Source organism: Cyclobacteriaceae bacterium, from assembly GCA_013141055.1.
Taxonomy (GTDB): Bacteria; Bacteroidota; Bacteroidia; order Cytophagales; family Cyclobacteriaceae; genus ELB16-189.
This window is the reverse complement of sequence record JABFRS010000001.1, coordinates 2,357,887-2,383,482: the sequence shown is the minus strand read 5'-3', so window position 1 is coordinate 2,383,482 and position 25,596 is coordinate 2,357,887. Positions and strand designations below refer to the sequence as shown.

The 25,596-nt window shown below is 40.7% G+C and carries 20 protein-coding genes; 6 read left to right on the top strand and 14 right to left on the bottom strand.

Features of this window, described 5'->3' with window-relative positions:
- The first annotated feature begins 1 nt into the window (after nucleotide 1).
- Nucleotides 2-691 (top strand): hypothetical protein, encoded by a 690-nt coding sequence (locus HOP08_10660; protein ID NOT75382.1) that lies wholly within the window; start codon nucleotides 2-4, stop codon nucleotides 689-691.
- Between the two features lie 4 nt (nucleotides 692-695).
- On the opposite strand, the gene HOP08_10655 is transcribed toward HOP08_10660, so the two are convergent.
- From HOP08_10655 to HOP08_10635, 5 genes are all read right to left on the bottom strand, one after another.
- Entirely contained in the window at nucleotides 696-1,262 is a 567-nt protein-coding gene (locus HOP08_10655; GenBank protein NOT75381.1) for a hypothetical protein, read from the bottom strand.
- Between the two features lie 81 nt (nucleotides 1,263-1,343).
- Nucleotides 1,344-2,774 (bottom strand): hypothetical protein, encoded by a 1,431-nt coding sequence (locus HOP08_10650; protein NOT75380.1) that lies wholly within the window; start codon nucleotides 2,772-2,774, stop codon nucleotides 1,344-1,346.
- 149 nt (nucleotides 2,775-2,923) lie between these two features.
- Nucleotides 2,924-5,746: a TonB-dependent receptor gene (locus tag HOP08_10645; protein ID NOT75379.1), complete on the bottom strand. Its 2,823-nt coding sequence runs from the start codon at nucleotides 5,744-5,746 to the stop codon at nucleotides 2,924-2,926.
- Between the two features lie 226 nt (nucleotides 5,747-5,972).
- On the bottom strand, nucleotides 5,973-6,962 hold the full coding sequence (locus tag HOP08_10640) for a MoxR family ATPase (protein NOT75378.1): 990 nt from the start codon (nucleotides 6,960-6,962) through the stop codon (nucleotides 5,973-5,975).
- 95 nt (nucleotides 6,963-7,057) lie between these two features.
- Nucleotides 7,058-8,428, bottom strand: a complete 1,371-nt coding sequence (locus tag HOP08_10635; GenBank protein ID NOT75377.1) for a GIY-YIG nuclease family protein — start codon at nucleotides 8,426-8,428, stop codon at nucleotides 7,058-7,060.
- Between the two features lie 96 nt (nucleotides 8,429-8,524).
- On the opposite strand from HOP08_10635, the gene HOP08_10630 reads away from it, so the two are divergent.
- From HOP08_10630 to HOP08_10610, 5 genes are all read left to right on the top strand, one after another.
- A complete protein-coding gene (locus HOP08_10630; protein ID NOT75376.1) occupies nucleotides 8,525-8,875 on the top strand; it encodes a phage holin family protein in 351 nt (116 codons plus the stop codon).
- A gap of 114 nt (nucleotides 8,876-8,989) precedes the next feature.
- Nucleotides 8,990-11,347: a S9 family peptidase gene (locus tag HOP08_10625; GenBank protein ID NOT75375.1), complete on the top strand. Its 2,358-nt coding sequence runs from the start codon at nucleotides 8,990-8,992 to the stop codon at nucleotides 11,345-11,347.
- Between the two features lie 197 nt (nucleotides 11,348-11,544).
- Nucleotides 11,545-12,378 (top strand): bile acid:sodium symporter family protein, encoded by an 834-nt coding sequence (locus HOP08_10620; GenBank protein ID NOT75374.1) that lies wholly within the window; start codon nucleotides 11,545-11,547, stop codon nucleotides 12,376-12,378.
- Between the two features lies 1 nt (nucleotide 12,379).
- Nucleotides 12,380-13,396 (top strand): hypothetical protein, encoded by a 1,017-nt coding sequence (locus HOP08_10615; GenBank protein ID NOT75373.1) that lies wholly within the window; start codon nucleotides 12,380-12,382, stop codon nucleotides 13,394-13,396.
- A gap of 68 nt (nucleotides 13,397-13,464) precedes the next feature.
- Nucleotides 13,465-14,919, top strand: a complete 1,455-nt coding sequence (locus HOP08_10610; GenBank protein NOT75372.1) for a M20/M25/M40 family metallo-hydrolase — start codon at nucleotides 13,465-13,467, stop codon at nucleotides 14,917-14,919.
- A 3-nt stretch (nucleotides 14,920-14,922) separates the two neighbouring features.
- Here HOP08_10610 and HOP08_10605 read toward each other — a convergent pair whose 3' ends face one another.
- The 9 genes from HOP08_10605 to recG form a co-directional block, all read right to left on the bottom strand.
- Complete coding sequence (locus HOP08_10605) at nucleotides 14,923-15,174, bottom strand: hypothetical protein (GenBank protein ID NOT75371.1); 252 nt, start codon at nucleotides 15,172-15,174, stop codon at nucleotides 14,923-14,925.
- Between the two features lie 126 nt (nucleotides 15,175-15,300).
- Nucleotides 15,301-16,665 carry a formimidoylglutamate deiminase gene (gene hutF / locus HOP08_10600; protein ID NOT75370.1) on the bottom strand — a complete coding sequence of 455 codons (1,365 nt, stop codon included), beginning with the start codon at nucleotides 16,663-16,665 and terminating at the stop codon, nucleotides 15,301-15,303.
- A 14-nt stretch (nucleotides 16,666-16,679) separates the two neighbouring features.
- Nucleotides 16,680-17,480, bottom strand: a complete 801-nt coding sequence (locus HOP08_10595) for an N-formylglutamate deformylase (GenBank protein NOT75369.1) — start codon at nucleotides 17,478-17,480, stop codon at nucleotides 16,680-16,682.
- Between the two features lie 12 nt (nucleotides 17,481-17,492).
- Nucleotides 17,493-17,690 carry a hypothetical protein gene (locus HOP08_10590; protein ID NOT75368.1) on the bottom strand — a complete coding sequence of 66 codons (198 nt, stop codon included), beginning with the start codon at nucleotides 17,688-17,690 and terminating at the stop codon, nucleotides 17,493-17,495.
- A gap of 12 nt (nucleotides 17,691-17,702) precedes the next feature.
- Nucleotides 17,703-18,959: a glycoside hydrolase family 3 protein gene (locus HOP08_10585; protein ID NOT75367.1), complete on the bottom strand. Its 1,257-nt coding sequence runs from the start codon at nucleotides 18,957-18,959 to the stop codon at nucleotides 17,703-17,705.
- Nucleotides 18,946-20,238: a D-alanyl-D-alanine carboxypeptidase gene (locus HOP08_10580; protein ID NOT75366.1), complete on the bottom strand. Its 1,293-nt coding sequence runs from the start codon at nucleotides 20,236-20,238 to the stop codon at nucleotides 18,946-18,948. Before HOP08_10580 ends, HOP08_10585 begins: the two co-directional genes overlap by 14 nt.
- Nucleotides 20,235-20,747, bottom strand: coding sequence for a DinB family protein (locus HOP08_10575; GenBank protein ID NOT75365.1), 513 nt, complete (start codon nucleotides 20,745-20,747; stop codon nucleotides 20,235-20,237). The genes HOP08_10580 and HOP08_10575 overlap by 4 nt, the downstream gene beginning before the upstream one ends.
- Before the next feature lie 68 nt (nucleotides 20,748-20,815).
- The gene (locus tag HOP08_10570) at nucleotides 20,816-23,443 is read right to left on the bottom strand and encodes a hypothetical protein (protein NOT75364.1); all 2,628 of its coding nucleotides are present in this window, start codon (nucleotides 23,441-23,443) and stop codon (nucleotides 20,816-20,818) included.
- Nucleotides 23,444-23,487: 44 nt separating this feature from the next.
- Entirely contained in the window at nucleotides 23,488-25,581 is a 2,094-nt protein-coding gene (recG, locus tag HOP08_10565; protein ID NOT75363.1) for an ATP-dependent DNA helicase RecG, read from the bottom strand.
- Nucleotides 25,582-25,596 lie beyond the last annotated feature (15 nt).

Genomic DNA, 25,596 nt, shown 5'->3' with positions numbered 1-25,596 from the left:
GATGAAAAAGTTGATACTATTTTTTGCCTTATGCATCGCTACATTTTCTTATGCTCAAAAGGTTGAAGTAAGTAAGAAAAGTGAAAAAGTTAAGGGAGAAAGTGCCGAAGGGTATAGTGTTGAACTTCAGGGGAAAAAGGAAGACGTTACGGCCGCATGGAACAAGTTCATTAAAGACCTGGGTAAGGTTAGGGCTGGTGGTGATTACCAATTCATTGAAAATCCTGCCATCGGAGGTACCGCTTACACCACAGGAATATTCTATGCAAAATCAAACGGCAATGAAGAGAAGTCCACAGTTTGGGCTGGTGTAAAAGGTGCCGAATGGACAGTAAATGATATTGCCATTGTTGAAGGTCAGATTGAAAAGCTCGTCTACCAGTTTGGTGTAAAGTTTTATCGCGACAAAATACAGGCACAAATTGACGAAGGCATTCAGGCAAGTGATGCCGTTGCTCGTCAAACTCAAAGACTCATCAATCAAAACAAGGATCTCAACTTCAAGCTGGGGAACAATGCGCAGGAAAAAATTCAACTGGAAAAATCGGTCGAAGCCAACAAGCTTGAGAATCTTGTGCTAATTCAAAAAATAGAGAATAATAAGAAGTCGCAGGATTCAGTAAAGCTTGCCGGAGAGCAGATCAAGAAGGTAATTGAAATGCATAAAGAGCGACAGCGCAAGGTGAACTAAGGATTTACTTTACGGAATCAATAGAGTCTACAAATCTGTCGCGCCAGCGTTTATCCTTCTTGTTGAAGTACCATCGATCATCGGGAAATTCTATATAGCGATCACCTTTATATTTTGACCGATAGGGTGTAAGATCTTTACCATCCACCATTTTGTTAAAGAGTTCCAATGACCGATCATTCAGAGAATCTTCTGTCATTTTCCATGTTCTGAATTCTTCTTCATAGTCAAGGAGATTATTGGCAACATCCAGTTTTAATTTCCCTCCTATGGCTTCACGAGCAGGCCAGATGCTTCTTGCTTTGCGTGTCATCAGAAAAAAATAACCACTATCATTGGAAGGTGTAAGAGCACGAATGTCATACTCAGCTGTCGCCTTATCGTAATATGAATCGAATTGAGAATCAAATTTAGTAGCATGAGTGGCTACGGGCGCCAGCTTAGCGGAATAGCGAACGCTTTGTTGAATGATCCTGGTCTGCTGTTCCCTGGAGAATAATAAATCAGGGTCTGTTGACTTTCTACAGCTGCTGATAATTACGGCTGACAATAAAAAGATAAACAGTCTCATTCTCATACTTCAAAGGTAATCTATCTAAAAATAAAAGCCCGGAACACATGCTCCGGGCTTACCCAAACTAAAAATTTACTATTAATACGCCGTGTTGTTAGGATCGTAATTCGTCCATGTGCTGCTCGCCCAGTTATTGCTTGAATCAAATGCTCCTTTGTAAGCTACTGTTGCAAATCCAAAACCTGAAGGGAATGCTGGAGTTGTTACCGCACCTGTAAGTAAAGTTGATGCAGGGGCTAACAATGCGCTTGGAGTATTGATGTTCCAAAGATTCAAAGTTGATCCGGCAAATAAGCCCGTCAAATCAACTTTGTTAATCGGAGCCTCAATAAGATTATCAACTGCAAAGTTTGCATGATTATAGATTGATCCGCCAGTTGCCGTGTTGTCAACAGGAGTAACTTTTGCTACACCTGTGATACGTCCAACATAATTTCCCTGGAATACAGCAGCACCACTGGTTTGCTCAAAGAAAATTCCGTTAATATTCGCTCCTGCGAAAACTGAGTTATAAACCTTCAATGCTGAGTTTCTGCGAATGTGTGCACCGCGTGCATAGTTTGCACTTACTGCATTCGCCTGTAATGCACCACCGCCAGACAGGGTTGCAAACATGAATGGACCGAAGAATGTCACGTTAGCAAAAGTCGCTGCTGTCTGTGGCGATTTGTTATCACCAAGAGCATCATTATCTGATTCAAATCCATTAGAACCAGATTTATCAGCGATGTTAGGATCACGGAAAGAAACCAGGAACTGATTGAATCCGCTGTAACCGAAATCTGTATCAAACTCATCATCCCATCCACGGTAAGCGATCATATAAGAAGTGTTCACTTTTCCACCGAACCACTCGTATGAATCATCACCTGAATAAGAAACCTGTACGTGATCAATTTTTGTTGCGCTTCCAACTCCGCCCATGGTAAGACCATTCAATTCATTGTCTGTTGACAAAGCGATACCCGCAAACTCAATGCGAACATATTGAAACTCTCCGCTATTGTCGTTATCTGTTGAACCATCGCCACCATAAAGACCATTGTCTCCTGATGGTGCTGAAATTCCTTCAATTGGCTGGCTTGCAGATTGATTGTTCTGAGCTTTTCCAAGAATAACTACACCACCCCAGTCTCCATAGTTACGGAAAGCAACTGGTGCTGATGATGTAAAAATGATTGGCTTTGTAGCTGTTCCAACGGCGTGGATCTTAGCACCACGGCTTACGATCAAAGCGCCTTTTGTAACCTTGTCGCCAATGATGATTGTACCTGGCTCAATTGTAAGTTCTGCAGGAGCCTGAACATAGATATTTCCTTTTAGAGTATATTTTTTATTGGCTGTCCAGGTTGTATTGGTTGTGATAGCCTCTGTAACATCATCCTCCGTGTCAATAACGGGTGCCGGATCATCTTTCTTGCAGGAATTCAATGCAAGAATAAAAACCATAAGAATGGCGTTAATTGAAAGAAGTGTTATTTTTTTCATGGAAAGACGTTTTGTGGTCATTGAATAATTTTGCCACAAACTTATGGGGGTAAGATTATGACAGCGTTAACTGAACATTAGTAGTAGTTTAATTAAAGGATTGTCAAATGCCCTGTTTAACAAAAAAGGATTCCAGTTGGAATCCTTTTTCATTTGCTGTTAACATTCCCTTAATATAGTTTCCAAACCACACCAAGTGTTGTGTATTGACCAAAACGATAGCTTTGAATTGTCTCCATTACACCACTGGATGATCCATCAGGTAATTGTGAATCCTGTAAAAGCTGATATCGCTGATTAAGTATATCCTGAATTCCAAATTTCAATTCCAAACGATCTGAGAGTTGCTTGGTAACTGTAAGATCGATTTGATTTCTTGGCATTTCATATTGAGTAGCGTTTCCAAGCTTATCACCTACCGCGAAGATTCTCTTGCCAAACACGTTGTATTGAATACTTACCTGTAGGCCCTTTTCAATGTTGTTGTAATAAGCACTTGCGTTCACAACATAAGGGGATTGTCCCTGCATTGCCCGGCTGCGATCAAGATTGTCAAGAGCAGCAGGTAAATCGATATTACTTTTTATCAATGCTCCATTAAACACGAATGTCAATTTGCTAAGGAAAGCCGATGATACATTTTCAAGGGATTTACGAACCTCCGCTTCTATTCCATAATTGGTTGCCTGATTAGCATTGGTGTATCCGTAACGAAGGTTAGAACCTGCAGCTAAATATTGTTCAATCGGATCTACAAAGTTTTTATAGAATACTCCTAATGAAATCTTTTCCTGTTTGGTTGGATACAATTCCCAACTAAGATCAATGTTATCAATCTTTGCTGTTTTCAAATCCTTGTTACCGAAGATATCAGCGTTTCTGTCAAAGTCGTAATAATTGAAGGGCGCCAATTCTCTGAATACAGGTCTGTTTACTGTCTTACTGTAAGCCAGACGAAGCATCATCTTTTCTGTTACGTTGTAAGAAAGATTCAGGAAAGGCATTGGAACCAGGACATCATTGTCTACAAGTCTGATTCTTGCTCCCTTATCATTGTAAACATCGATCTGCTGCAAGTTATCTTCTACACGAAGTCCTGCAGATAATCTGAATTTATCTGCAAAAGGAGTTACGATCCCAACATATCCAGCGAATAACTGATTATGTCCGTCATAACGATCATAGTTGCCAGGACCGACGTTCGTTCCCTCCTCCAGGATAAAATTGGTTCCAAGTGTTTGCGGAGTGAAGATCTGATCGAAAGGACGCGCCTGCAATGTCAGGTCAGGAGTGCCAAGCCATTTGTAAGACATCCATCGTGCATTAAAAGTTCTGTCTTTTTGCTCAACATAATATCCAGTGATGATCTTTGATTGATGATTCTCATCAGCACTTGGATTCAGTTTTATCTCAACATTTCCTACAACTGAGTAGGTCTGCTCATTCAACTTTGAATAGAATCTTCCTGCTTCAATTGAACTTGCTGTCGGTGGCAATACCACTGTAAACGGATCATCAGTTCCTGATAATCTTTGAGACCTGATTCTTCTATAGTCCGGCTGATCTGCTGTTGTGTTGTTGTAGCCCAATATCCAGTTGAAGTTTACCACATTGGATACACTGTGCTTACCTGCCAGTTGTCCTGAGTAAAGGTTTCTTCCGAAATAATTGAATGATTCATTCTTAGCATCAAACCCGATGTTGTTCTCTGTTCCTGTACGGAAAGTTGATTGATTCTGACCTTGCTGATTATAGAAATTTCTGAATTCAATTCTGTTGCTTGGATTTATTTCAAAAGTAAAATTGCTAACAAGTCCTACTCTGTTGGTTTGAGTAAATCTTACATCATTGTACTTATAGCGCGGAGTGCTGCTTTGATTAGCCACGGAGAATGTGTCCCAGTAATTCTGTTCTGTTTCAAGTCGCTGATTGGTTACTGCATAGCTGATAGAAGTAATGTTGTCCAGCTTACGGCCCCATAATTTCATTGTTCTGGAGAAATCAAAATTCACACGCAGATCAGGTAAAGCCGTGAAGTTTCTTGCACCCCATGTATTCGGAAGGCTTCTGGTTGCTGTGATCAGTTGATTCTGCTCTGTCGAATTTGCAAAAGACAGGGATCTGAGATTTACTGTCGGAAAAGAACCTGGCAATTGACGCGTTCCATCATCAGAACCCAACCAATCGGTACCTCCTTTTTCCTGACTTAATGCCACCTGCTGACCTGTTGTATTATTTCTAAAGCTCCCGGAAACAGAAAGTGACATAGAGTTTTCTTCCACTACATTTTTGGTGTAGATGCTGATATCTGCGCCAGCAAATTCTCCCGGTAATTCCGGAGAACCTGATTTATAAACCAGCATACGATCCAGCATATTGCTTGGAATCAGATCAAATGAAAAAGCTTTTGAATCAACTTCAGAACTTGGTGCAATCACACCATTGATCATAACGGTGCTGTATCGTTCGCTTAATCCTCTGACGTTAACGAAGCGATTGCCTATAATCGTAACCCCTGGCATTCTGCGAATGACTTGTGCAGCATCACGATCCTGAGACATTTTTATTTGCTGAGAAGAAATTCCCACAGCAACCAGATCTGAAGCTTTTAGTTCTGTCATCACCGATAGTTCAGTGTCAGTTGATCTTCTTCCTGAAACCACGACTGATTCAAGTGTCTTTGCGTCTTCTGCAATAGAAGTATTAAGAACCGTTGTTTGGTCTGGATACACTACAACATTCGGAACGGTCTTGGTAGAATATGAAATAGATGATATGACAATAGAATAAGTACCGGCTTTTACTTTTGGAATGGTGAACCCACCCTCAATATCGGTTGAACCACCCGTTGTCGTTCCTTCAATAACGACGTTAGCCCCAATCATTGGCTCACCGGTTTTTTCGTCCTTGATAGTACCTTTAATAGTACCAACCTGGGCAAAAGCTATACCTGTGATAAGTGAAAAAAGTGTTGTGAAAAAGGCCTGACGCATGGGGGATATATTTGGTCGCAAAGGTCGCTGGCCAATATTACCCGGCTAATGCTGGTATGTTACCTAATTGTTAAACCCGCAGCCCAAAATCCTCAAAATTCCTATAGATAATGCACTTTTTTGATGGGACGTAAGGGTTATAACCAATGATTGTGAGGATGTTAAGCGCTCCAACCCAATAACATTCCGTTAAAGAAAACTTAATGAAATTAAAGTTTGGTTAATGTTATTTGTTGATCGGGACCTTGTTGAGGATGGCTTTGATGATATCGATCGTCTTAACATTATCTGCTTCCGCTTCATAATTCAGGATGATGCGGTGATTGAGGACATCGCGAGCCACTTCCTTAATATCTTCCGGCAATACGTAGTCCCTTCCTTCAAGATAAGCTGCTGCCTTTGATGCAAGATTCAGATTGATACTGGCACGAGGTGATGCCCCAAATTGAATATACTGCGCTTCATTTTCCAGCTTATATTCTTTTGCATTGCGAGTGGCAGAAATCAATTCAATGATATACCGTTCAAGTGATTCGGAGATCTTTATTTTGTTCACTTCATTACGGATAGAAAAGATATCATCCTTCGTGAGTACTTGATTAACTGTGTAGTCATATTGAAGATTTGATATTCTCCTCATGATCTCCAACTCCTGCTCTTTGGTAGGATAATCAACGAAAACCTTCATCATAAATCGGTCAACCTGAGCTTCAGGAAGAGGATAGGTTCCTTCATTTTCCACAGGATTTTGAGTGGCCAATACAAGGAATGGTTTATCAAGGGTAAAGGTTGTCTCACCAATAGTCACCGTTTTTTCCTGCATGGCTTCCAGGAGAGCTGACTGAACTTTTGCAGGTGAGCGATTGATCTCATCTGCAAGAATAATGTTTGCGAAGATCGGGCCTTTTTTTACTTCAAACTTTCCGTCCTTCTGATTGTAGATCATCGTTCCTACAAGGTCAGATGGTAAAAGATCAGGAGTGAACTGGATGCGTTGAAAATCCAGATGCAATACTCTGGCAACAGTAGAGATGGTAAGCGTTTTTGCAAGTCCCGGAACGCCTTCAAGCAAAACGTGTCCATTGGTGAAAAGGCCTATCAAAAGGCGATTCACCATATATTCCTGACCTACTACCACTTTGGCCACTTCGGTGTAAACCTGGCTGATTTTGCGGCGGTGTTCCTGTTGTTGTTCAGTCGTTGATTCGATTGCCATACGATTTTCTCAAAAAAATTAACCGCAATATTAGGGATTTGGGTTTTAAAAATTCAATAAGATTTGCACGGTTATTCAATCGGCAAAAGGAGGGGTTAAAATGGAATAATCTCGGTGCCGCGGGGGTTTAATAAATAAGAATTAACGAGGTTTTGCACGACCCGGTTATCCTTGCTCAGGTGGATATAATTTTTGGCGGATTCAAAATCATCAATGGCAATATCCTGGCTGACAAATCCAAAGCCGAGGTAGCTTCCTTTCTCCACCAAAATAAGTGATCGCTCCTCCGACTCTCTTCCCCGTCCAATGATAGCCACCGTTTCTCCTTCACCAAAAAAGGTGTCGATCGACTGCTGCATACTTTGATTGTAAGACTCTGAGGAAATCTTACCCTCACAGGCTCCTTTACATCCACCCGACTGATGTGCATAGCACGGGCCTTTCGCTATTTGTAATCCTGAAAGCTTAGGGCAAAGGTCAAATGCTTTTACTTTTTCCCACAAAAAACTCCACGCATCACTTTTCGAACTGAACGTGATCAATGGCTTTGAGTTTTTAGTAACAACATTTACTACAAAGCGCAGGTATCCCTTTTGATCTTCGTATTCAAAGATGCCCCACTCTTCAAGCTTATACTTTTGAGCAAGGTTATACTTCGGCCAAAGCTTTCTTATTTCCTGCGATTCAAGAATGAGCGCGATGAGTTCATTCCCTGTAAGTTCATAATTGATGCGATGAATCTCATTACGAATGTTAGATCTGTTCCATTCACGTGCTTCACCGCTAAAATGTCCGGCTATTCTCTTTTTAATATTGTTTGCCTTGCCAACATAGATCACCTTATCACGCGCATCAAGAAAATAATATACTCCGGCTTTGGAGGGCAGCTTATCAAATTCTTCTTTTGCCAGATTAGGTGGAAGAGTCGTTTCGCCTGAACTTCGCTTTAAAGCTTTGGCAATGACACCTTCCATATCACGCTTGAGGTAAATGTCAAAAATTTTTGCCGTGGCTTCAGCATCTCCTCCTGCACGGTGACGGTCCAATATCTTTATGCCAAGACTTTCCGATAATCTCCCAAGGCTATAAGAATCAAGTCCCGGAATAATTTTTCTTCCAAGTCGTACTGTACAAAGTTTTCTGGGTCCCCATTGAATACCAGCATCATCAAATTCTTTTTTTATAAAGCTGTAATCAAAGTGGGCATTGTGTGCTACGAATACCCTGTCTTTCAGCCAATCATAAATCTCGGAAGCTATTTCTTCAAAGGAAGGTGCTTTCATCACCATTTCCGTAGAGATGCCCGTGAGTCCGGTAATGAAATCAGGTATTCTCCTTCCTGGATTTAGTAATGTTTGAAAGCGGTCTGTGATCTGCAATCCATCGTGATGATATATAGCGATTTCCGTCATGCGGTGATTTTCCGCATACCCACCCGTCGTTTCAATATCTACTATCGCGTACATCGTTCGAATTTAGTAACGTCTGCGTTGCCTAAAAAATCCATTCATTGTGATTTTTTTCATGGATTTTTTATGGCAACTTCCATTCAAAATTATCATATGAACCTGATCCTTCGATTTCTTCTCTCCGGAGTCGCTGTTGTTCTCACAAGCTATCTTCTTCCGGGTGTGGAACTACATGATTTTTGGGATGCCCTTTTAGTGGCTGTTCTTATTTCGATATCAAACGTCCTGGTTAAGCCTGTCCTTATCATTCTTACTATTCCCATCACCATCTTTACACTTGGTCTTTTTCTATTAGTCATTAACGCTGTAATTATCCTGATGGTGGATTATTTTGTTGATGGCTTTCGTGTCGAAGGATTCTTGTGGGCGCTTGCTTTCAGTCTGATCCTGTCCATATTCAACAGCATGTTCAGCGACTTTACCAAAGAAAAGAAAAGAGAATAATTACGGCTGCTTATCAACTATCTGCGTCTCTGAACTGACTCAATGCCTTTCATCACATCTTTCCTTTTGAGAAAGGGTGTTTTGAATAAATTCACATAATTATCAACCCTCACTATGAAAAAAATCATATTCCTGCTTTTGATCGGATTTTCGTCACAAGCCCAACAACTCACAACACTTACCGTTGAAAAAATCATGCGTGATCCGAAATGGATCGGTGTTGCTCCTTCTAACGTATTCTGGAGTGAGGATGGTAAGCAACTTTACTTTAACTGGAATCCTGACAAGAATCAGGGAGATTCACTTTACACAATTTCTCTGGCGAACAGAGTACCTCAAAAAGTAAGTCCGGATGTTCGCAGAAAGCTTCCCTCAGGTAATGGATCTTATAACAATGCCCGTAATAAAAAAGTCTACGAAAAAGGCGGAGACATTTTCATACTGGATGTAGCTACCGGAAAAATCAATCAGGTAACGTTTACAAATGAGAGAGAATCTAATCCAACTTTCTCATTAGATGAGCGAAAGATAATTTTCACTGCAGCGTCCAATCTTTATTCATGGGAAATCGCCAGTGGTGCATATTCTCAATTAACAGATTTTCGCAAAGGTTCAAAAAAAGCTGATCCCAAATTGAATGACCAGTTGAAATGGTTGAAAGCTGATCAGCTTGCATACTTCCAGGTGTTGAGAGAAAGAAGCAACAACAGGAAAGCAACAGAAAAAATGCTGAAGGCCGATCGTGTTGACAGACCAAAAGAAATTTATATCGATGAGAAAAATATTGATCAGCTTCAGCTAAGTCCGGATGGAAAGACTGTCACTTATCGACTGACAAAAACAGCCTCCGATGCAAAGGCTACGATCGTTCCGAACTATGTAACTGAATCCGGATTCACAGAAGACATTCCTGCACGCACCAAGGTTGGCGCCGCACAGAATACTTCGGAGCTATGGGTTTATTCAATCGATAAGGACACTACCCTGGTAGTTAAGACAAATGAAATTCCGGGAATATTTGACGCAACAGATTTCAGTAAGGATTATCCTGCCAAAGTTTCCAAGAATGACAAAGACAAGGGCAAAGAGAAAAAGCCTGAACCAAGACCCGTAACATTCTTTGGTCCTTACTGGAGCGAGGATGGAAAGAACAATGTTGTTATTGCACGTGCCCAGGATAATAAAGATCGCTGGTTATTGTCACTCGATGTTTCTACTCAAAAACTAAAATTGCTGGATCGTCATCGTGATGAAGCATGGATCGGCGGCGGTGGTGGTTTCGGAGGAGGTTTGATCAGCTGGATAAACAATAATCAATTTTGGTTTCAATCCGAAAGTACTGGCTATTCACACTTATACGTTTATGATTTTGCAGCTGGCAAATCTCAGGCGCTGACTTCTGGCAAATATGAAGTTCAAAACGTAAGCTTATCAAAGGACAAGAAGAGCTTTTACATATCAACCAACGAAGTTCATCCTGGTGAGAAACAATATTACAGGCTTCCCGTCACAGGTGGAACTGCGACACGATTAACCACCTTGACAGGCGCAAATGAGGTTTCTCTTTCGCCGGATGAAAAGTGGATGGCGATCCGATCGTCTTACAGCAATAAGCCATGGGAACTTTACATTCAGGAAAATAAAGCCGGCGCAAAGCCACAGCAGATCACAAATTCATTGTCTGAAGAATTTAAATCCTATCCATGGAAAGATCCTGAAGTAACAACCTTCAAAGCAAGAGACGGTGCGGATGTTTACACGCGCGTTTTCAAACCCGCAAAACCAAATGGTGCCGCCGTGATCTTTGTGCACGGAGCCGGATATCTGCAGAATGCTCATAAATGGTGGAGCAATTACTTCCGAGAATACATGTTCCATAATTTACTTGCTGATAAAGGATATACCGTTCTTGATATGGATTACCGTGCAAGCGCTGGATATGGTCGCGACTGGCGCACAGGAGTTTATCGCTTTATGGGTGGAAAAGATCTCACTGATAATGTCGATGGTGCAAAGTGGCTTGTTGAAAAATATAATGTCAATCCTAAACGCATTGGTATTTATGGAGGTTCTTACGGAGGCTTCATTACTTTGATGGCATTATTCACAACGCCGGATGTTTTCACTGCAGGTGCCGCACTTCGTCCTGTCACTGATTGGGCTCATTACAATCACGGATATACAGCAAGTATTCTGAATGAACCGATGACTGATAGTATTTCATATGCTAAGAGTTCTCCACTGTATCATGCCGCTGGATTGAAAGGTCATCTTCTTATCTGTCACGGAATGGTTGATGTAAATGTTCATTTTGAAGATGCTGTGCGTCTGACACAACGTCTGATCGAACTTGGAAAAGACAACTGGGAACTCGCCGTTTATCCGGTGGAGGATCATGGGTTTGTGGAACCAAGCAGCTGGACAGATGAATACAAACGCATTCTTAAACTGTTTGATGAAAAACTGAAATAGAACTTTGAAATTTTCATTGTCAAAGGGCGCAGAGAGATTTTTCTGCGCCCTTTTTCATTATTGCCTTCGGTCATGGATGGTGAAGTGCCTTAAATTCTAATATCTTTAGGTAAACCCTTCCCGTGGATATCGATAACATACATCTCAACTTCAATCAGGAAAATCTTTGGGCATTAAATGTATGCCTGGCGTTAATCATGTTTGGAATAGCTCTTGATCTTAAAGTCGCTGATTTCAAAAGAGTAGCGGAATCTCCCAAGGCTTCGTTCGTTGGACTTACCTCTCAATTTATCTTATTACCATTTATTACCTGGCTGCTGGTGATGATCATCCGCCCGCAACCAAGCATTGCTCTTGGTATGATGCTGGTGGCTGCCTGTCCCGGAGGAAACATTTCGAATTTTCTAACGCATCTTTCAAAAGGCAATACAGCATTGTCAGTAAGTCTTACTGCAATTGGAACAGTGCTGGCAATCGTGATGACGCCTTTCAATCTTCAACTTTGGGCAAGCTTATACCCTCCTACTTCGATACTTCTAAAGGAAATTCAATTAAACGCCATTGATCTTTTTGAATCTATTCTGATGCTTGCCGGATTTCCCCTGATATTCGGAATGCTTTTCTCTCATTACTATTCCAATGCCGCATTGAAGCTTGCAAAGATCATGAAGCCTTTGTCAATCATAATTTTCGCAGGATTTGTTTTGCTTGCTTTCGCGAATAATCTCAATCACTTCCTGTCACACATTCACATGGTGTTGCTGGTTGTTTTCATTCACAATGCCTTTGCATTATTAACTGGCTATTTTTCCGCAAAGGTTGCGGGTCTTTCCATAGCTGATCAAAAAACAATTGCAATTGAAACAGGCATTCAAAATTCGGGATTAGGACTCTTCCTGATCTTTAGTTTTTTCAATGGATTGGGTGGAATGGCTTTCGTTGCGGCGTGGTGGGGAATCTGGCATATCGTTTCCGGATTAGCTTTGGCAACATTCTGGTCTGGAAAGGCAACGTCTACTCAAACCGTTTAAAGTGCAACGGGCGTGGTACTTTTTTCTACGGATTTACGTCCGGCTTGGTCTCCGATTTTATTTCAGAAAAATCATTCTCAATGGTCAGGAGAATATTCCCAAAGGTCCTGTCATCTTTGCTGCCAACCATCAAAACGCGTTTATGGATGCGTTGCTTATCGTTTGCTTCAATTCTCACATAACGCATTTTCTTACTAGAGCAGACATTTTCAAAAAGCCTTTAACGCGGTGGTTGATCTCCACACTTAACATGATTCCGATTTACCGGATTCGGGATGGTTGGAAATCATTGTCTGAAAATGAAAAGACTTTCGATGCCTGTTATGATCTGTTTTTGAAAAATGAAGCTGTTGTCATTTTTCCTGAAGGTAATCATGGAGATAAGAGAAGGCTGCGTCCTCTCACAAAAGGTTTTGCAAGAATAGCTTTTGAGTCCTGGCAAAAGAATTCTGAATTGGATATTTCAATTGTTCCGGTAGGTTTAAATTATTCCAATCATCAGGGTTTTCGCGAAAGCGTCAGTGTATTTTTCGGCAAACCGATTTCTGCAAAAAATTATTTTAAAGATTCAACCGATATCAACGGATTGAGGGATGAATTGAGCAGTCAATTGAAAAGATTAATCTCACATATTGAGAATGAGAATCAGTACGATTCGATTATGAGTCAACTGAAGAATCTTAATCCTGATTTCCTGGATCCTGAAAAAACCAATCAGCAAATTTCCCGGATTGAGAACGGTGAGGTAATCCATACTAAACAGAATGGATCATCACCTATTAATTTTCTATGGTACGCGTCGGTTATCAATTTCATACCCTTATTCATCTGGCACAGGATCAGAAAAGGGATTAAGGATCCCGTCTTTATCACTTCGTTGAAATTTGGAGTAGGAATTTTTTTATTTCCGGCCTTCTACCTTCTTGTAGGAACGATTTTGTTTTCATTTTTTGGAATCTGGATTGCCATTCTGTGGCTCGCAATTTCGATTCCTTCCATGCTCCTATATAAAAAATAGCCGCCTGAATAATTCTGCCCTATTGAAGTTAAAGACTACTTATCTTTCGTCATTAAAACTCCTCTGCCATGAAAATCTGCATCCTCAAAACAAGCATATTAGTGTTAATCTTCCTTGCTTTGATCTCCTGTGAAAAGAAGGAAACTCAAAGCGAGACCTTCAATCGTATCAACGTCGAGGTTTCTGAAAATTCAAAAGCTTATGCAACGTTGAAAGAGGCTACTTCTACCATTGGCCACAGACTTACAGGGTCAGAAAATGGTCATAAGGCAGAGGATTACACTTACAACAAATTTAAAGAGTATGGTTTTGATGATGTAAAATTCCAGGAGTTTGAAGTAGAAGCCTGGTCAAGAGGAAATGTATACGTAACGATTGATGTGGATAGCGTAAAGGCTGTGACTCTTGGACATTCACCTGTTCAGGCAGATGTTACAGGTGAGGTTGTGGACATGGGCAATGGACTTGAGGCCGATTATGAAGGAAGACAAGATGCCGTAAAGGATAAGATCGCATTCTTATATATCAGCATTCTTGAAGGCAGCAAAGAAGGTACCCGCAATCTTCATCGCAGCGAAAAGACAGCCATTGCTATCAATCATGGCGCAAAAGGCGTTATCATTTTCAACTCTGTTGATAAGGGAGTTCTCCTTACGGGAACAGCTTCTGTTACGGGTGAATTAATTCCGATTCCAGCGGTCTGCATTGGTAAAGAAGCGGGAAAAGCACTCAAAGAAAAATTAAAAACAAAAAAAATTCAAGCGCGTCTGGTGATGACCAATCATAGTGATATCATCAAAGCCAGAAATGTCGTAGCAACATTGAAAGGCTCAGAGCTTCCTGATGAAAAGATCATCATCGGAGGCCATCTTGATTCATGGGATCTCGCAACGGGTGCTATCGATAATGGAATAGGATCATTTTCAATTCTGGATATGGCGCGCGCATTCAAAGCCAACAAACTCGCACCTAAAAGAACAGTTCAGTTTGTAATGTTTATGGGTGAAGAGCAGGGTTTGCTTGGATCACGCTATATGGTGGCCGAAGCTGTTAAAGATGGCTCGATTGAAAATATAAAGTATATGATGAACTGCGACATGAGTGGTAATCCTGTCGGAATAAATGCAGGTGGAAAACTTTCCGATACGACTTTCTATAAAAACCTGGGTGCAGAGATTCAGAAGATTGACACTATTTATAAGAACAAGTTCACGAACAACTCTGGTTTGCACAGTGATCATCAGCCTTTCATGCTTGAAGGCATTCCGATACTTTCCATGCACAGCAATCTCGATCGGTCAATTTATGGATGTTACCATTCAGATTGTGATGATTTCAATCTTGTAAATGAAACTCACATCAGGAACAGCGCTCGCTTTGGAACAATGATCTTATTTGGATTAGCAAACGCTGACAAGCTTCCTGCCTCTAAAATGGATAGCGAAACAACAAAGCAATTCATGATCGACAATCATCTGAAAGAGCCTTTGATCCTCGCCGGTGACTGGAAATGGGAAAAGTAATTTTTACTCGTACTTGTTAATAACGGCCCGGCTAACGATCTGACTCACATTGAATTTGCTGGTGGAGTCATTGAATTGCACGACCTGCCTGTTTTGCCAGCTTGCACAGGAGCCTATTCCTATCACTTCATAATGACTCATCGTTGATGATTCATTTATCGGATCTTTTGATTTCACCTGATAGTACTTGGAATTTTCACATTCACCACACGCGAACAAAAAGAATGATGCTAAAAGAGCAATGATATATTTCATGATGCTTGATTCTTCCCATTTATACAATGGTTGGAATCAAGGTGAATCAAGAAATGATGTTTAAACGATAAGGTGCAGATGATATCGACAGATCGACTTTGTCAAACGACAACTCAACTAAGAGAATCACCTTCCTTTAAGGTTTTTTAATGCTTTAGCGAAACGCTGGTGAATTGATTCCTGATATCTATGGTGTTGCTGACGGATGATCCACTGACCATTGACAATAGTTCCAAGATTAATGCTTGCGTCACCCGTGTATACGATGGAGGGAAGAATATTTTCCAGAGAAGCACTTGCTAAAAGAGGAGAATGTGCATCAATTACCACCGCATCAAAGGGTTTTCCAATTTCAAAATGCTCTTTTGTACTGATTCCCATCGCTCTTCTTCCAGATGAAAGGGATTCTTTGATCAAATACTTCCCCGCATCATCAAAAATATTTCTTCTGTTAGTCACCAGTCGCTGGCGATAGTCAATCATTCTGAATTCCTCAAAGGGATTCAATCCAATGTGACTGTCTGTTCCAATGGACCAATGACCTCCCAACTGATAATACTCACGCATTCTGAAAATCCCATCTCCGAGATTGCCTTCCGTTGAAGGACAAAGCACAACATTTGCTTTTGATGCGGCCAGATTTTTTAACTCCTGATCGTCGAGATGGGTGGAGTGAATAAGATGAAAACGTTCTGTCACTTCAAGATTTTCAAGAAGCCACTGCATGGGGCGCTTTCCGCTAAATGAAACACAGTCTTCTATTTCCTTCTTCTGCTCAGCAACATGAATATGGAAAGGCAATTCTTTTGGTCCTTGTTGAAACGTTGTCTTAATGTCTTTTAAATCAACCGCTCTCAATGAATGCACGCTGAATCCAAGTTTTGCATCCTCATAATTTTTAATTACAGATTTGGATTCATCCAACAACTTAAAATACTCATCAACGGTTCCTGATATAAATCTCTTTTGACGAGGTTGTGGATCGATACCAAATCCACCTTTCTGGTAAAAGACGGGTACGAGTGTAATTTTTATTCCGGCAGTTTTTGCGGCTGCAATCATTCTCTCACCCATTTCAGCAAGATTCACATAAGGCTTACCATCCTTGTCATGGTGGAGATAATGAAACTCAGCAACATGAGTATAGCCATGCCGAAGCATTTCAGAATAGAGCATCGTGGCAATCGCTTCAGCTTCTTCAGGCTCTACTGATAAAGCAAATTTATACATCTGCTCACGCCAGGACCAGAAATCATCGTCAGTTGTTGATGAGTGATTCTCTGCAAGTCCTGCCATAGCATACTGAAATGCATGCGAATGTGAATTTTGAAATCCCGGGAGCACAAATCCACGAACAGCTTCTACTGCTGATCCCTGCGGATGTGGTTTATTGGATAGGTATTGAATCAAACCCTTTTTATCAACACCGATATAAGCAGGGGTAAGCCAGTCCTCCTGTTGCAGTAAAGCATCAAATCGAAAAAAATGCAGGTCCGGAGTCTCGATCATAGCTGAGTAATGAGTTTTTCAAAGTTCTTACGAAGAAGGTTTCGCATTTTATCACTTCTCGCCTTGTCATATCTCTTTTCTGAATCATCCATGTAATTTACTTTAGTCATCTCCAGCTGAAGTGCATGTTGCTTCTCTGCGGGACGACCGAATCGACGCGTTATGTAGCCACCTTTAAAAGGATGATTATGACTCAGAACATATTCTGAAGATCCTAGTACACTAAGAGTTGAATTGATTAGCGTGTGGTCAGCAGACATTCCGTCAGCATCACCGAGGATCAAATCCGGAAACTTATCTTTTTGAATGGTGGGAACAACTTGCCTGATCGAATGGCAATCCCACAACAAGACTTTCCCGTGCTTCTTCCTTAAAGCATCAAGTGATTCCTGTATTTTATTATGATAAGGGTCGTAATATAATTTTACTCTGCGCTCAATTTCCTCTTGAGCGATTTCATTTCTTTCATCGAGATAAATCGACTCTCCCAAAAAAGTAGTGGTGGGACAAAGTGCTGTGATAATTCTGCCATCGTTATAAAGGGGCTTGCTTTGGGGATCACGATTAAGATCAATCACCCATCGGCTGTAATGAGCTGCGATCATTCCAATGCCCATTTCACTTACAAAGTCATACAAGATGTCAACAAACCAATCCGTATCATCTGGCGATAATACCAGTTCCGGCTTGTATTGCTCAATCAGTTCTTCAGGGAAAGCGGTGCCGCAGTGTGGAACGCTGACAAATATTGGAATTTCAGAATTTTTAGGTGAGATGATTCTGAAGGGTAAGTTCATCTAGTCAATGAATTATTTTGATTCACACTTTAATAATTGCGCCTTTGCCATTTCCAGTTCTTTTTGAGCCTCTATCCTGACTTCTCTTTGCACAAATCCATAGACCATTGAGATCAACCAAAAGATCGTGAGCACTCCAAAAGTCACCGCCATTTTTCTTGCTCTTTTTACTGCAGAAGCATTAAAAGCATGAATCTCCTGTTCATTCATGATAAAAATGGATTAAGATCTCTTCTTTTTCTTCTTGCTCTTTGAATCTTCTTCCTGCGGTTCAACGACAGGCTTCCCTTCCTCAGTCTTTATTTTTGTTTCCTGTTTTATCTCGGGAGCCTTTTTCAGGTTTACAAGTTCCAGTCGTGTAGCATCCAGTTCTCTGCGCAAAAACTCTTCAGGGCTGGAGCCGATCTTTGATTTTAGTTTTAATATCCGATTAAATGATTCATCAATTCTCTCAGGCTTTATTTGTCCGCTATCCACCAATTTACGAATGATGGCATGCACCACACTCACAGTGCGATCTTCACTGCCCGGAACGTTATTGGCAAAGCATAGAATATCTACGCCCGCGTTGATCGCCAGCTTAATAGACTCTTCCAATCCATATTGCTTAGTAATAGCTTGCATCTGCATGTCATCAGAAAAAACAACGCCTTCATAATGTAATTGCTTACGCAAAAGGCTATCAATGATTCTTGAGGATAATGTTCCAGGATAACCTTTTGGATCTAATTGCTTATTAACAATATGAGCAGTCATGACAGCGTCCACAATACCTGCATTTATCAATTTTTGATATGGAATTAATTCCGATGCAGTCCAGCTTTTTGTTACATCTGCAACGCCGAAGTGAGTGTCTTCCATTGAGCTACCGTGACCTGGAAAATGTTTCAGCACAGTGTTAACTCCAAATTTTCTATGAGGTTTAATAAATTCTTCGGCATATAGGGCAACTGAATCAGGACTGGCGGAAAACGATCTTCCTGATTTAACAATTACTGGATTCGCTGGATTTACTGCCACATCAACTACTGGAGCAAAATTTACATTGATGCCAAGTCCAGCAAGAGTGGCTGCCGTTGCTTCTGAATAAAAGCGAACCGAATCCAGTGTCTTTGCCTTACCCATATCCTGGGCTGTGAGTGATTTTGTGAATCCATACTTTTCCTTCAGGCGATTTACCTTGCCACCTTCCTGATCAATTGAAATCAGAAGAGGAATAGGTGCGGCTTTTTGATATGTCCAGATAATTTTTTTTAATGCTGCAAATGAAGAAGGTCCTTTTGGAATATTCTTTTCAAAGATGATGATGGTCCCCACCTTTCCAGACTTGATGTCTTCCAGAACTTTAGCGTCAACTTCTGCTTTCGGAAATCCAATCAAAAGCATCTGACCGATCTTAACATCCATCATGTCTTTATTCTGCGCTTGCAGAGAACCGGCGAACAACAAAAAAATGATTACGTGCTTAATATTTTTCATAGATTTTTTTCAAGAGTTCCTCCATTTTGCTTCTAACCTCTCCTGTTGGAGCTGTAAAGTTATTATTCATCCAGCTAAAGATGAATGTTTTGCCTTTCCTGGTAACGAGGTATCCGCTAAGAATGTGATTATTACTTAAAGTGCCCGTTTTTCCGAAAATAAATGGCTTTTCACCTTTGTAATAGTTTTTGATCGTACCCCTTTCACCACCAATAGCCAGGATATGAAACAGTCTTTCCCTGGGCACTATTGCATATATCTTTTCCCATAAGCGTATAACGGAACGCGGTGTAAATAAATTATAGCGCGATAAACCTGAACCGTCTACCCAGATTGGTTCATCCGGAAGATCTGTGAGATAATTCTTTTTTACATATTTAATAGCGATTTCCGTTTTCAAAGTGTCACTCACAACACCAGAGCAAATCAAAAGAAGCTGCTCCGCTATAAAATTATCACTCTCCTGCATCAGCACTTTATACAAGCTGTCTGGAGGAGTGGATGAATAAATGGTTCTTACATCTGATGTCGGGTTTACGTTGATGAGGCTTACTTCCTTCTTAAGAGTGTCTGTCAATAACTTTGTAAGAAGTTCGTCACTATAGTGAAAAGGAATTTTCCATTGTCGAGGACGATCCGTCTTTCCTGGAATGTAGGTGAGCTTATTTTCTGAAATGCTTCTCTTCATAACTCCCCTTTCCTTTACGGATGGTTCCATAATAGAATATTGAAAAACATCTGGTGATGCTGTAAAGCTTTTTATACTTTTCTTCACGGAAGCATAATTTCCATAAATCGGAAAGGGTGTCCGTTCGACCTGATATGCATCATTGTAATCATCCCATGCCCAGCCCGCTCCAAAATGAGTCGTCTGAAAATTAGATGAAGAGAAAAATATTTTTGAGGTATTGTTTTTCAAGAAGTTATATACACGGTCTTCATGAAAAGTGTTTTCATATAGGAATCCAGGATCACCTGTTCCCCAAAATATTATTGAATCATTCCGCTGAGAATATTTCAGAGCAGGAATAGAATCGCCTAATATTTTCAGGGAAGCATATAGTGTAAAGATCTTTGTGTTTGAGGCAGGAGTAAAATATTGATCTCCCTGGTAATCGCAAATTGTTTTTTGAGTTGAGGGATCAAACAAAACAAAACCCACATGGTCATGAAGATCTTTTTCTGTTTTTTGAATGGCCTTTGTAAGATAGCCTGAAGATGAGCAGGCTGATGAGGCCAACGCGATCAGTATCCAATAGCAACGATTTAATCTCATCATGCGCTAAGGTAGCGCTCCTTCAGGATTTTGCAGTGATGTATTTCATGACCGGCGATGATGAAGCCGAGTGCAATCGTGGTAAGCTCACTTCCGTTGGCAGTTCCCTTTCTAGTCAACATTTCCTCACTGAAACTTTCAAATAGATCAACTGAAGAGCTTCTAAGATGCTGCATCTGATCTCCAATCTGCCTTAAACTACGGCTGGTTGCATTGAGATGATGAGCATATTCCTGTTCATCAAATCCCGCGAGAGGTGTTTTATCATTTCGCGCAAAGCGAAGAGCCCGATAGGCGAAAATCCTTTCAGCGTCCATCATATGACATAATACTTCACGAATGGACCATTTACCTTCTTCATAACGGAAATCACTTTTTGCGTCAGGAATTGAGTGTATTAACTCCATGATCCTGTATCCTGAGATACGAAGAGCCTGTAGTACATCAGGTTGTTCAACCAATTTGATGTAGCCCTTATAAAACGGCGGTATTGTTTCAAGATTTAAAAACATAAGGCTTTGTTTTAAATTCAGTTAGAACTTTGTTTTATCAACTCTTTTCTACTTTATAACAAATCACATTACTCTATTTTCCCTGAAACCTTAACAACACGTCTTCTCAGGAATTGCTCCACCGGAAGCACCAACAATGCAATTAACACCTGAATAAAGAACTCAACAACGGGAGTACTCTTAAATGTAATATTGGATGATGCTATTGTTTGAATAAACTGAATGAGCATAATAACTGTCAGCGCTGACAAAAAGCTGCTGAGGTATCGATACTTTGCATTCGATGCTGTAAGTCCTCTGGATAACAAAACAAGAAATCCAAACACGAAAAACTCTACAGCATAAAACCATGGTCGCTTCCAGTAAGGAGGCTCAACGTTAAAATCGATTGTATTCAGCTCTGTGATTTTATCAAAAAGATCTTTTGATTGAATTAACACATTGTAATTTCCTGGAGGAAGGAATGGAAAATTGACAATGTTGTTGAGTGTTGACCATTCTGACCATCCCGCCTGAAGACCCTTAACCCAATATCGATACTCTACTGCCTGCAGACTAACATATTCAGGTTGTATAAACTCAAACGTCAATGAGGTCTCCCCTTCATCCACTGTCAGCTTTTGCTGCGTCGAAAACTTAAGCTGTTGACTTCTTACCTCTTTCAGGAAAAGGGGATTAGTGATTGTGGTCTGATTCTGATCGCTTGAAAATTTATACAGTTCATTAGACGCTGTAATCACCCACAAGCTCTTTCCCTGTTCGGCAGGAGCCATGAACCTGATGTCCGGAAATAGGCCCAACCACTTTGTCTTAATAGAACCCTGAAGTTTCGGATCCAACGTTCTCCATTGATGCCCATCATAAAACCAGAAGTACCCGGCAGAAGCAAAATATTTTTTAGGTCCAGGAAGTGAGTCATACTTGATGAATGAGTTTTTATAGCTCGCATATCTGAAAAATTCACCATTCTGTGTAAGGTAAACATCAGGTCCATAGGAAAGACCTACTGTCTTATCGACAGAAGTATGGGGAAGCGGTATTGATTCAGCATCCAGAATTTCACCATCTTCTATTCCGACCTTTACTGCGTGATCATGACCACAAATCCATAAATCCTGCAGATTATCTTCAAACATGTAATCTGCATACATCGACAATGTATCCGGAAATTCTTTTTGCTGCCAGGTCTTTCCATTTGATTGGAATGCCTTGATCTCATCATTATAGGTACTAACCAAAAGCTGCTGAAGGTTCTTCGAATAAAAGACCGTTCTCATTGGTTCATGGCTGACAGGCGTTGAGGTTAGTCCTGAGATTTCAAAAACCCCTCCCACTCCGCCAGACAATAGTTTATTTCCAACCACAACCAATTGATCCACTTTACCCGAAATTCCCGCGACGCGCTTGTAGACGTAGTCAGTTCCTTTAAGGACTCTTCTTGTTTTTAGAACAGTGGCTTTTTTTGAATTCGTTCCATTTTTGCCTGGTACATCGTCAGCATTTTTCTTTCTAAGTTTATTAAAGAGTCCAATCTTAAATTTCTTGCGAGGTTGTTTTGATGTAGCAACCGTTTTCGATGTAGAGGAAACCGTTTCAGAAAACACTTCATCTTCATACACATCCTCTTTTGTCAGAAAGAAAAGTCCGAGTGTGGTTCCGACATAAAGACCATTTGAAACAGATTGAACACATAATAAATTACCATCCAGTCCTGGATAATGATTGAAAGTTCTGAATGGAAGGAAAGGCGCTACTCTTGTGAATCCATAATCATGCGCCACCCATACACCCTGATGGCGATCCGTATGCAAAGCAAATACTTCGTTATCAGGAAGACCCGCATAATAATTTGATATCTCAAGTGTTTCACCCGTGAGAGGATCAACAAATACAATTCCTCCCCGCAGCGTGCCGATGGCAATCATCCTGTCAGTTACCCATGCGCAGTTTGCAACTACATTGCTTGACAGGTAAAGCAAATCCTTTGGCTTAAATTCGCTTATAGGTTTTCCTTCACTATAGATAAAGAATCTGCTGTCGTCAGTTGCGATGAAATATGTCTTACCATCCGGTGAGGGTCTGCTAAAAACAAGTTGAGCTCCTCTGAGTGGCGGGATGTCAGAAGGCTCTAAAGCATTGTTGTTTATTTTCTTCAGTCCTTCATTTTCAATATTCAAATAAAGTTGTGATCCTATTTGAAATAATCCGGTATAGAGTCCTTGCGCTGGTGTTGTAGAGAAAAGCTTTTGCGTTTTGGAAGTGACAACATCAAATTGAAAAAGATATTCGTCATTCAGAAAGTATACATAGTTGCCCAGAGCGTAGGAAGCGAATATGTTTCTTGCTTTCGTTAACGAATCAGAGAATGATTGATAGCTAAGCTGGTTCTTATCATTCATCCCGATCCTGCCGAATCCGGAAGGACCCGCAGCATATACTTCACCGGCCTGTGTTACAGCTAATGAATAGACACCACCCTCCACAGGAACAACCACCCATGTGCGACCATCGAATTGAAGAACACCGGATCGGTTGGCGAAATATAGAATTCCATTATTATCCTGTTGTATATCAAAGCTCAGGTAGCTGATATTGTCATTGCCAGGTTTGCAATGAGAAAGGAAATAATGTCCCGTTTGGGCATTACTGAAGTGAAAGATGAAGCCAAGTAGAACTAGGAGGAATAACTTTTTCATGCAGACGCAATCTGTTCAAAGATAGCAGTTCATTCCGAACCTTTTTAGCTGATTTTTGCCCAGTTAACCACTGTTTTTCTAAGGGAGGCTAAGTGGTTTTTAATGGGTAAATGCTCGGAATTTTTCAATTCTTCATCATTCCTGAGTATTTCGGCAGCCGTATCACGAGCTAAGGATAATATCTCGCCGTCTTTTCCGAGATCTGCAATCAGCAAATCCAGAAGGCCGCTTTGCTGGGTTCCCATAAGATCACCTGGACCCCGAAGTTTAAGGTCTGTATCCGCAATTTCGAATCCATTATTTGTCTTCACCATGGTAGACATTCTCAGTTTCGCTTCACTGCTAAGCTTAAAGCTTGAAATTAAAATGCAATAAGATTGTTCTGCTCCCCGCCCTACTCTTCCTCTTAACTGATGAAGTTGTGAAAGCCCAAATCGTTCAGCGCTTTCAATGATCATCACTGAAGCATTGGGAACATCAACCCCAACTTCAATCACGGTGGTCGCTACCATTATTTTTGTTTCTCCTTTTGAGAATCTGCTCATTTCAAAATCCTTGGCATCAGGTTTCATTTGTCCATGAAGAATACTGATGGCGTAATCAGGAAAAGCTCTGGAGACACTTTCATAACCATCCATTAAATGTTTGAGATCAAGCTTTTCAGATTCTTCAATAAGAGGATAAACGATATAAACCTGCCTCCCCAAATCAACCTGTTTTTTTATAAAGGAATTGATTTCGAGACGATGGGAATCATATTGATGAATGGTTTTGATAGGTTTCCTTCCCTTAGGCAATTCATCAATGACAGAAACATCAAGATCACCATACAAGGTCATAGCAAGTGTACGTGGGATCGGCGTTGCAGTCATCACGAGAACGTGCGGATAGAAAGTTGTATTCTTCTGCCACAGTTTTGAGCGTTGTGCCACTCCAAAACGATGCTGTTCATCAATGACAGCAAGGCCAAGTTTTTTAAACTTTACTTCTTCTTCCAGCAACGCATGAGTTCCTACAAGAATCTTCATCGAACCATCCTGAAGTTTCTCATGAAGAATTTTTCTTTCGGCTTTTTTAGTAGAGCCTGTTAATCTTCCAATAGATAATCCCATCGCATCCGCATACTTCTTAAGACCATTGAAATGCTGCTGCGAAAGGATTTCCGTTGGGGCCATCAACGCAGCCTGTGCATCTCCACCGATCACAAGCAGCATGCATATGAATGCGACTATTGTTTTACCACTACCTACATCCCCTTGTAATAACCGATTCATCTGGTGGCCGGATTTCATGTCAAGGTAGATTTCCCGTATGACTTTTTTTTGTGCCTCTGTGAGAGCGAAGGGAAGATGATTTTTATAAAACTCTGTAAGGATTGCAGTATCATTGAAAGCCTGGCCTTTGAATTTTTCGTAGCGGACGAGTTTCATTTTCAAAAGCCTTAGCTGCAAATAAAAAAGTTCTTCAAATTTCAGACGTGATTGTGCTGCATTAAGACTTTCAACACTGGAAGGAAAATGAATGTTATTGATGGCCTCCTTTTTACTTAGAAACCTGAATTTTTTTATGATGTAGTCCGGCAGCGTTTCGCGAATATGCTGCTGCGCGATCCGCAATACCTCCTGTTGCAGTTTGGAAAGAACTTTACTGTCAATGTGCCGGGTGCGAAGTTTATCACTTAATGGATAAATAGGCTGAAGAAATCCTCCTTTTTCACTTCGCGTACTAAGAGGTTCAATCTCAGGATGAGAAATAGAAAATTTGTTACCAAAGCGGACTGGCTTTCCAAAGACCACATAATCAATACCAGGCTTGATCTTTTGAATAACCCACGGAATACCCTGAAACCATACTAACTCAATGGTTCCGTTACCATCAGAGAAATATCCAACCAATCTTTTCTTAAACCCTGTACCAATAATTTCAAGCTTTGAGATCTTTCCGCTGAGCTGCACAAAAGGCATCTCTTCGTTTATCTCTTTGATGGAATAAAATTTTGTCCTGTCTTCGTAGCGAAACGGATAATGCTGGATGAGATCTCCAAAGGAAAAAATCTTAAGCTCCTTTTGAAGAAGGGCTGCGCGCTGAGGACCTACGCCTTTAAGGAATTCTATGGAAGTATCGAAGAATGAGCTCACAACGTGTTATGTATT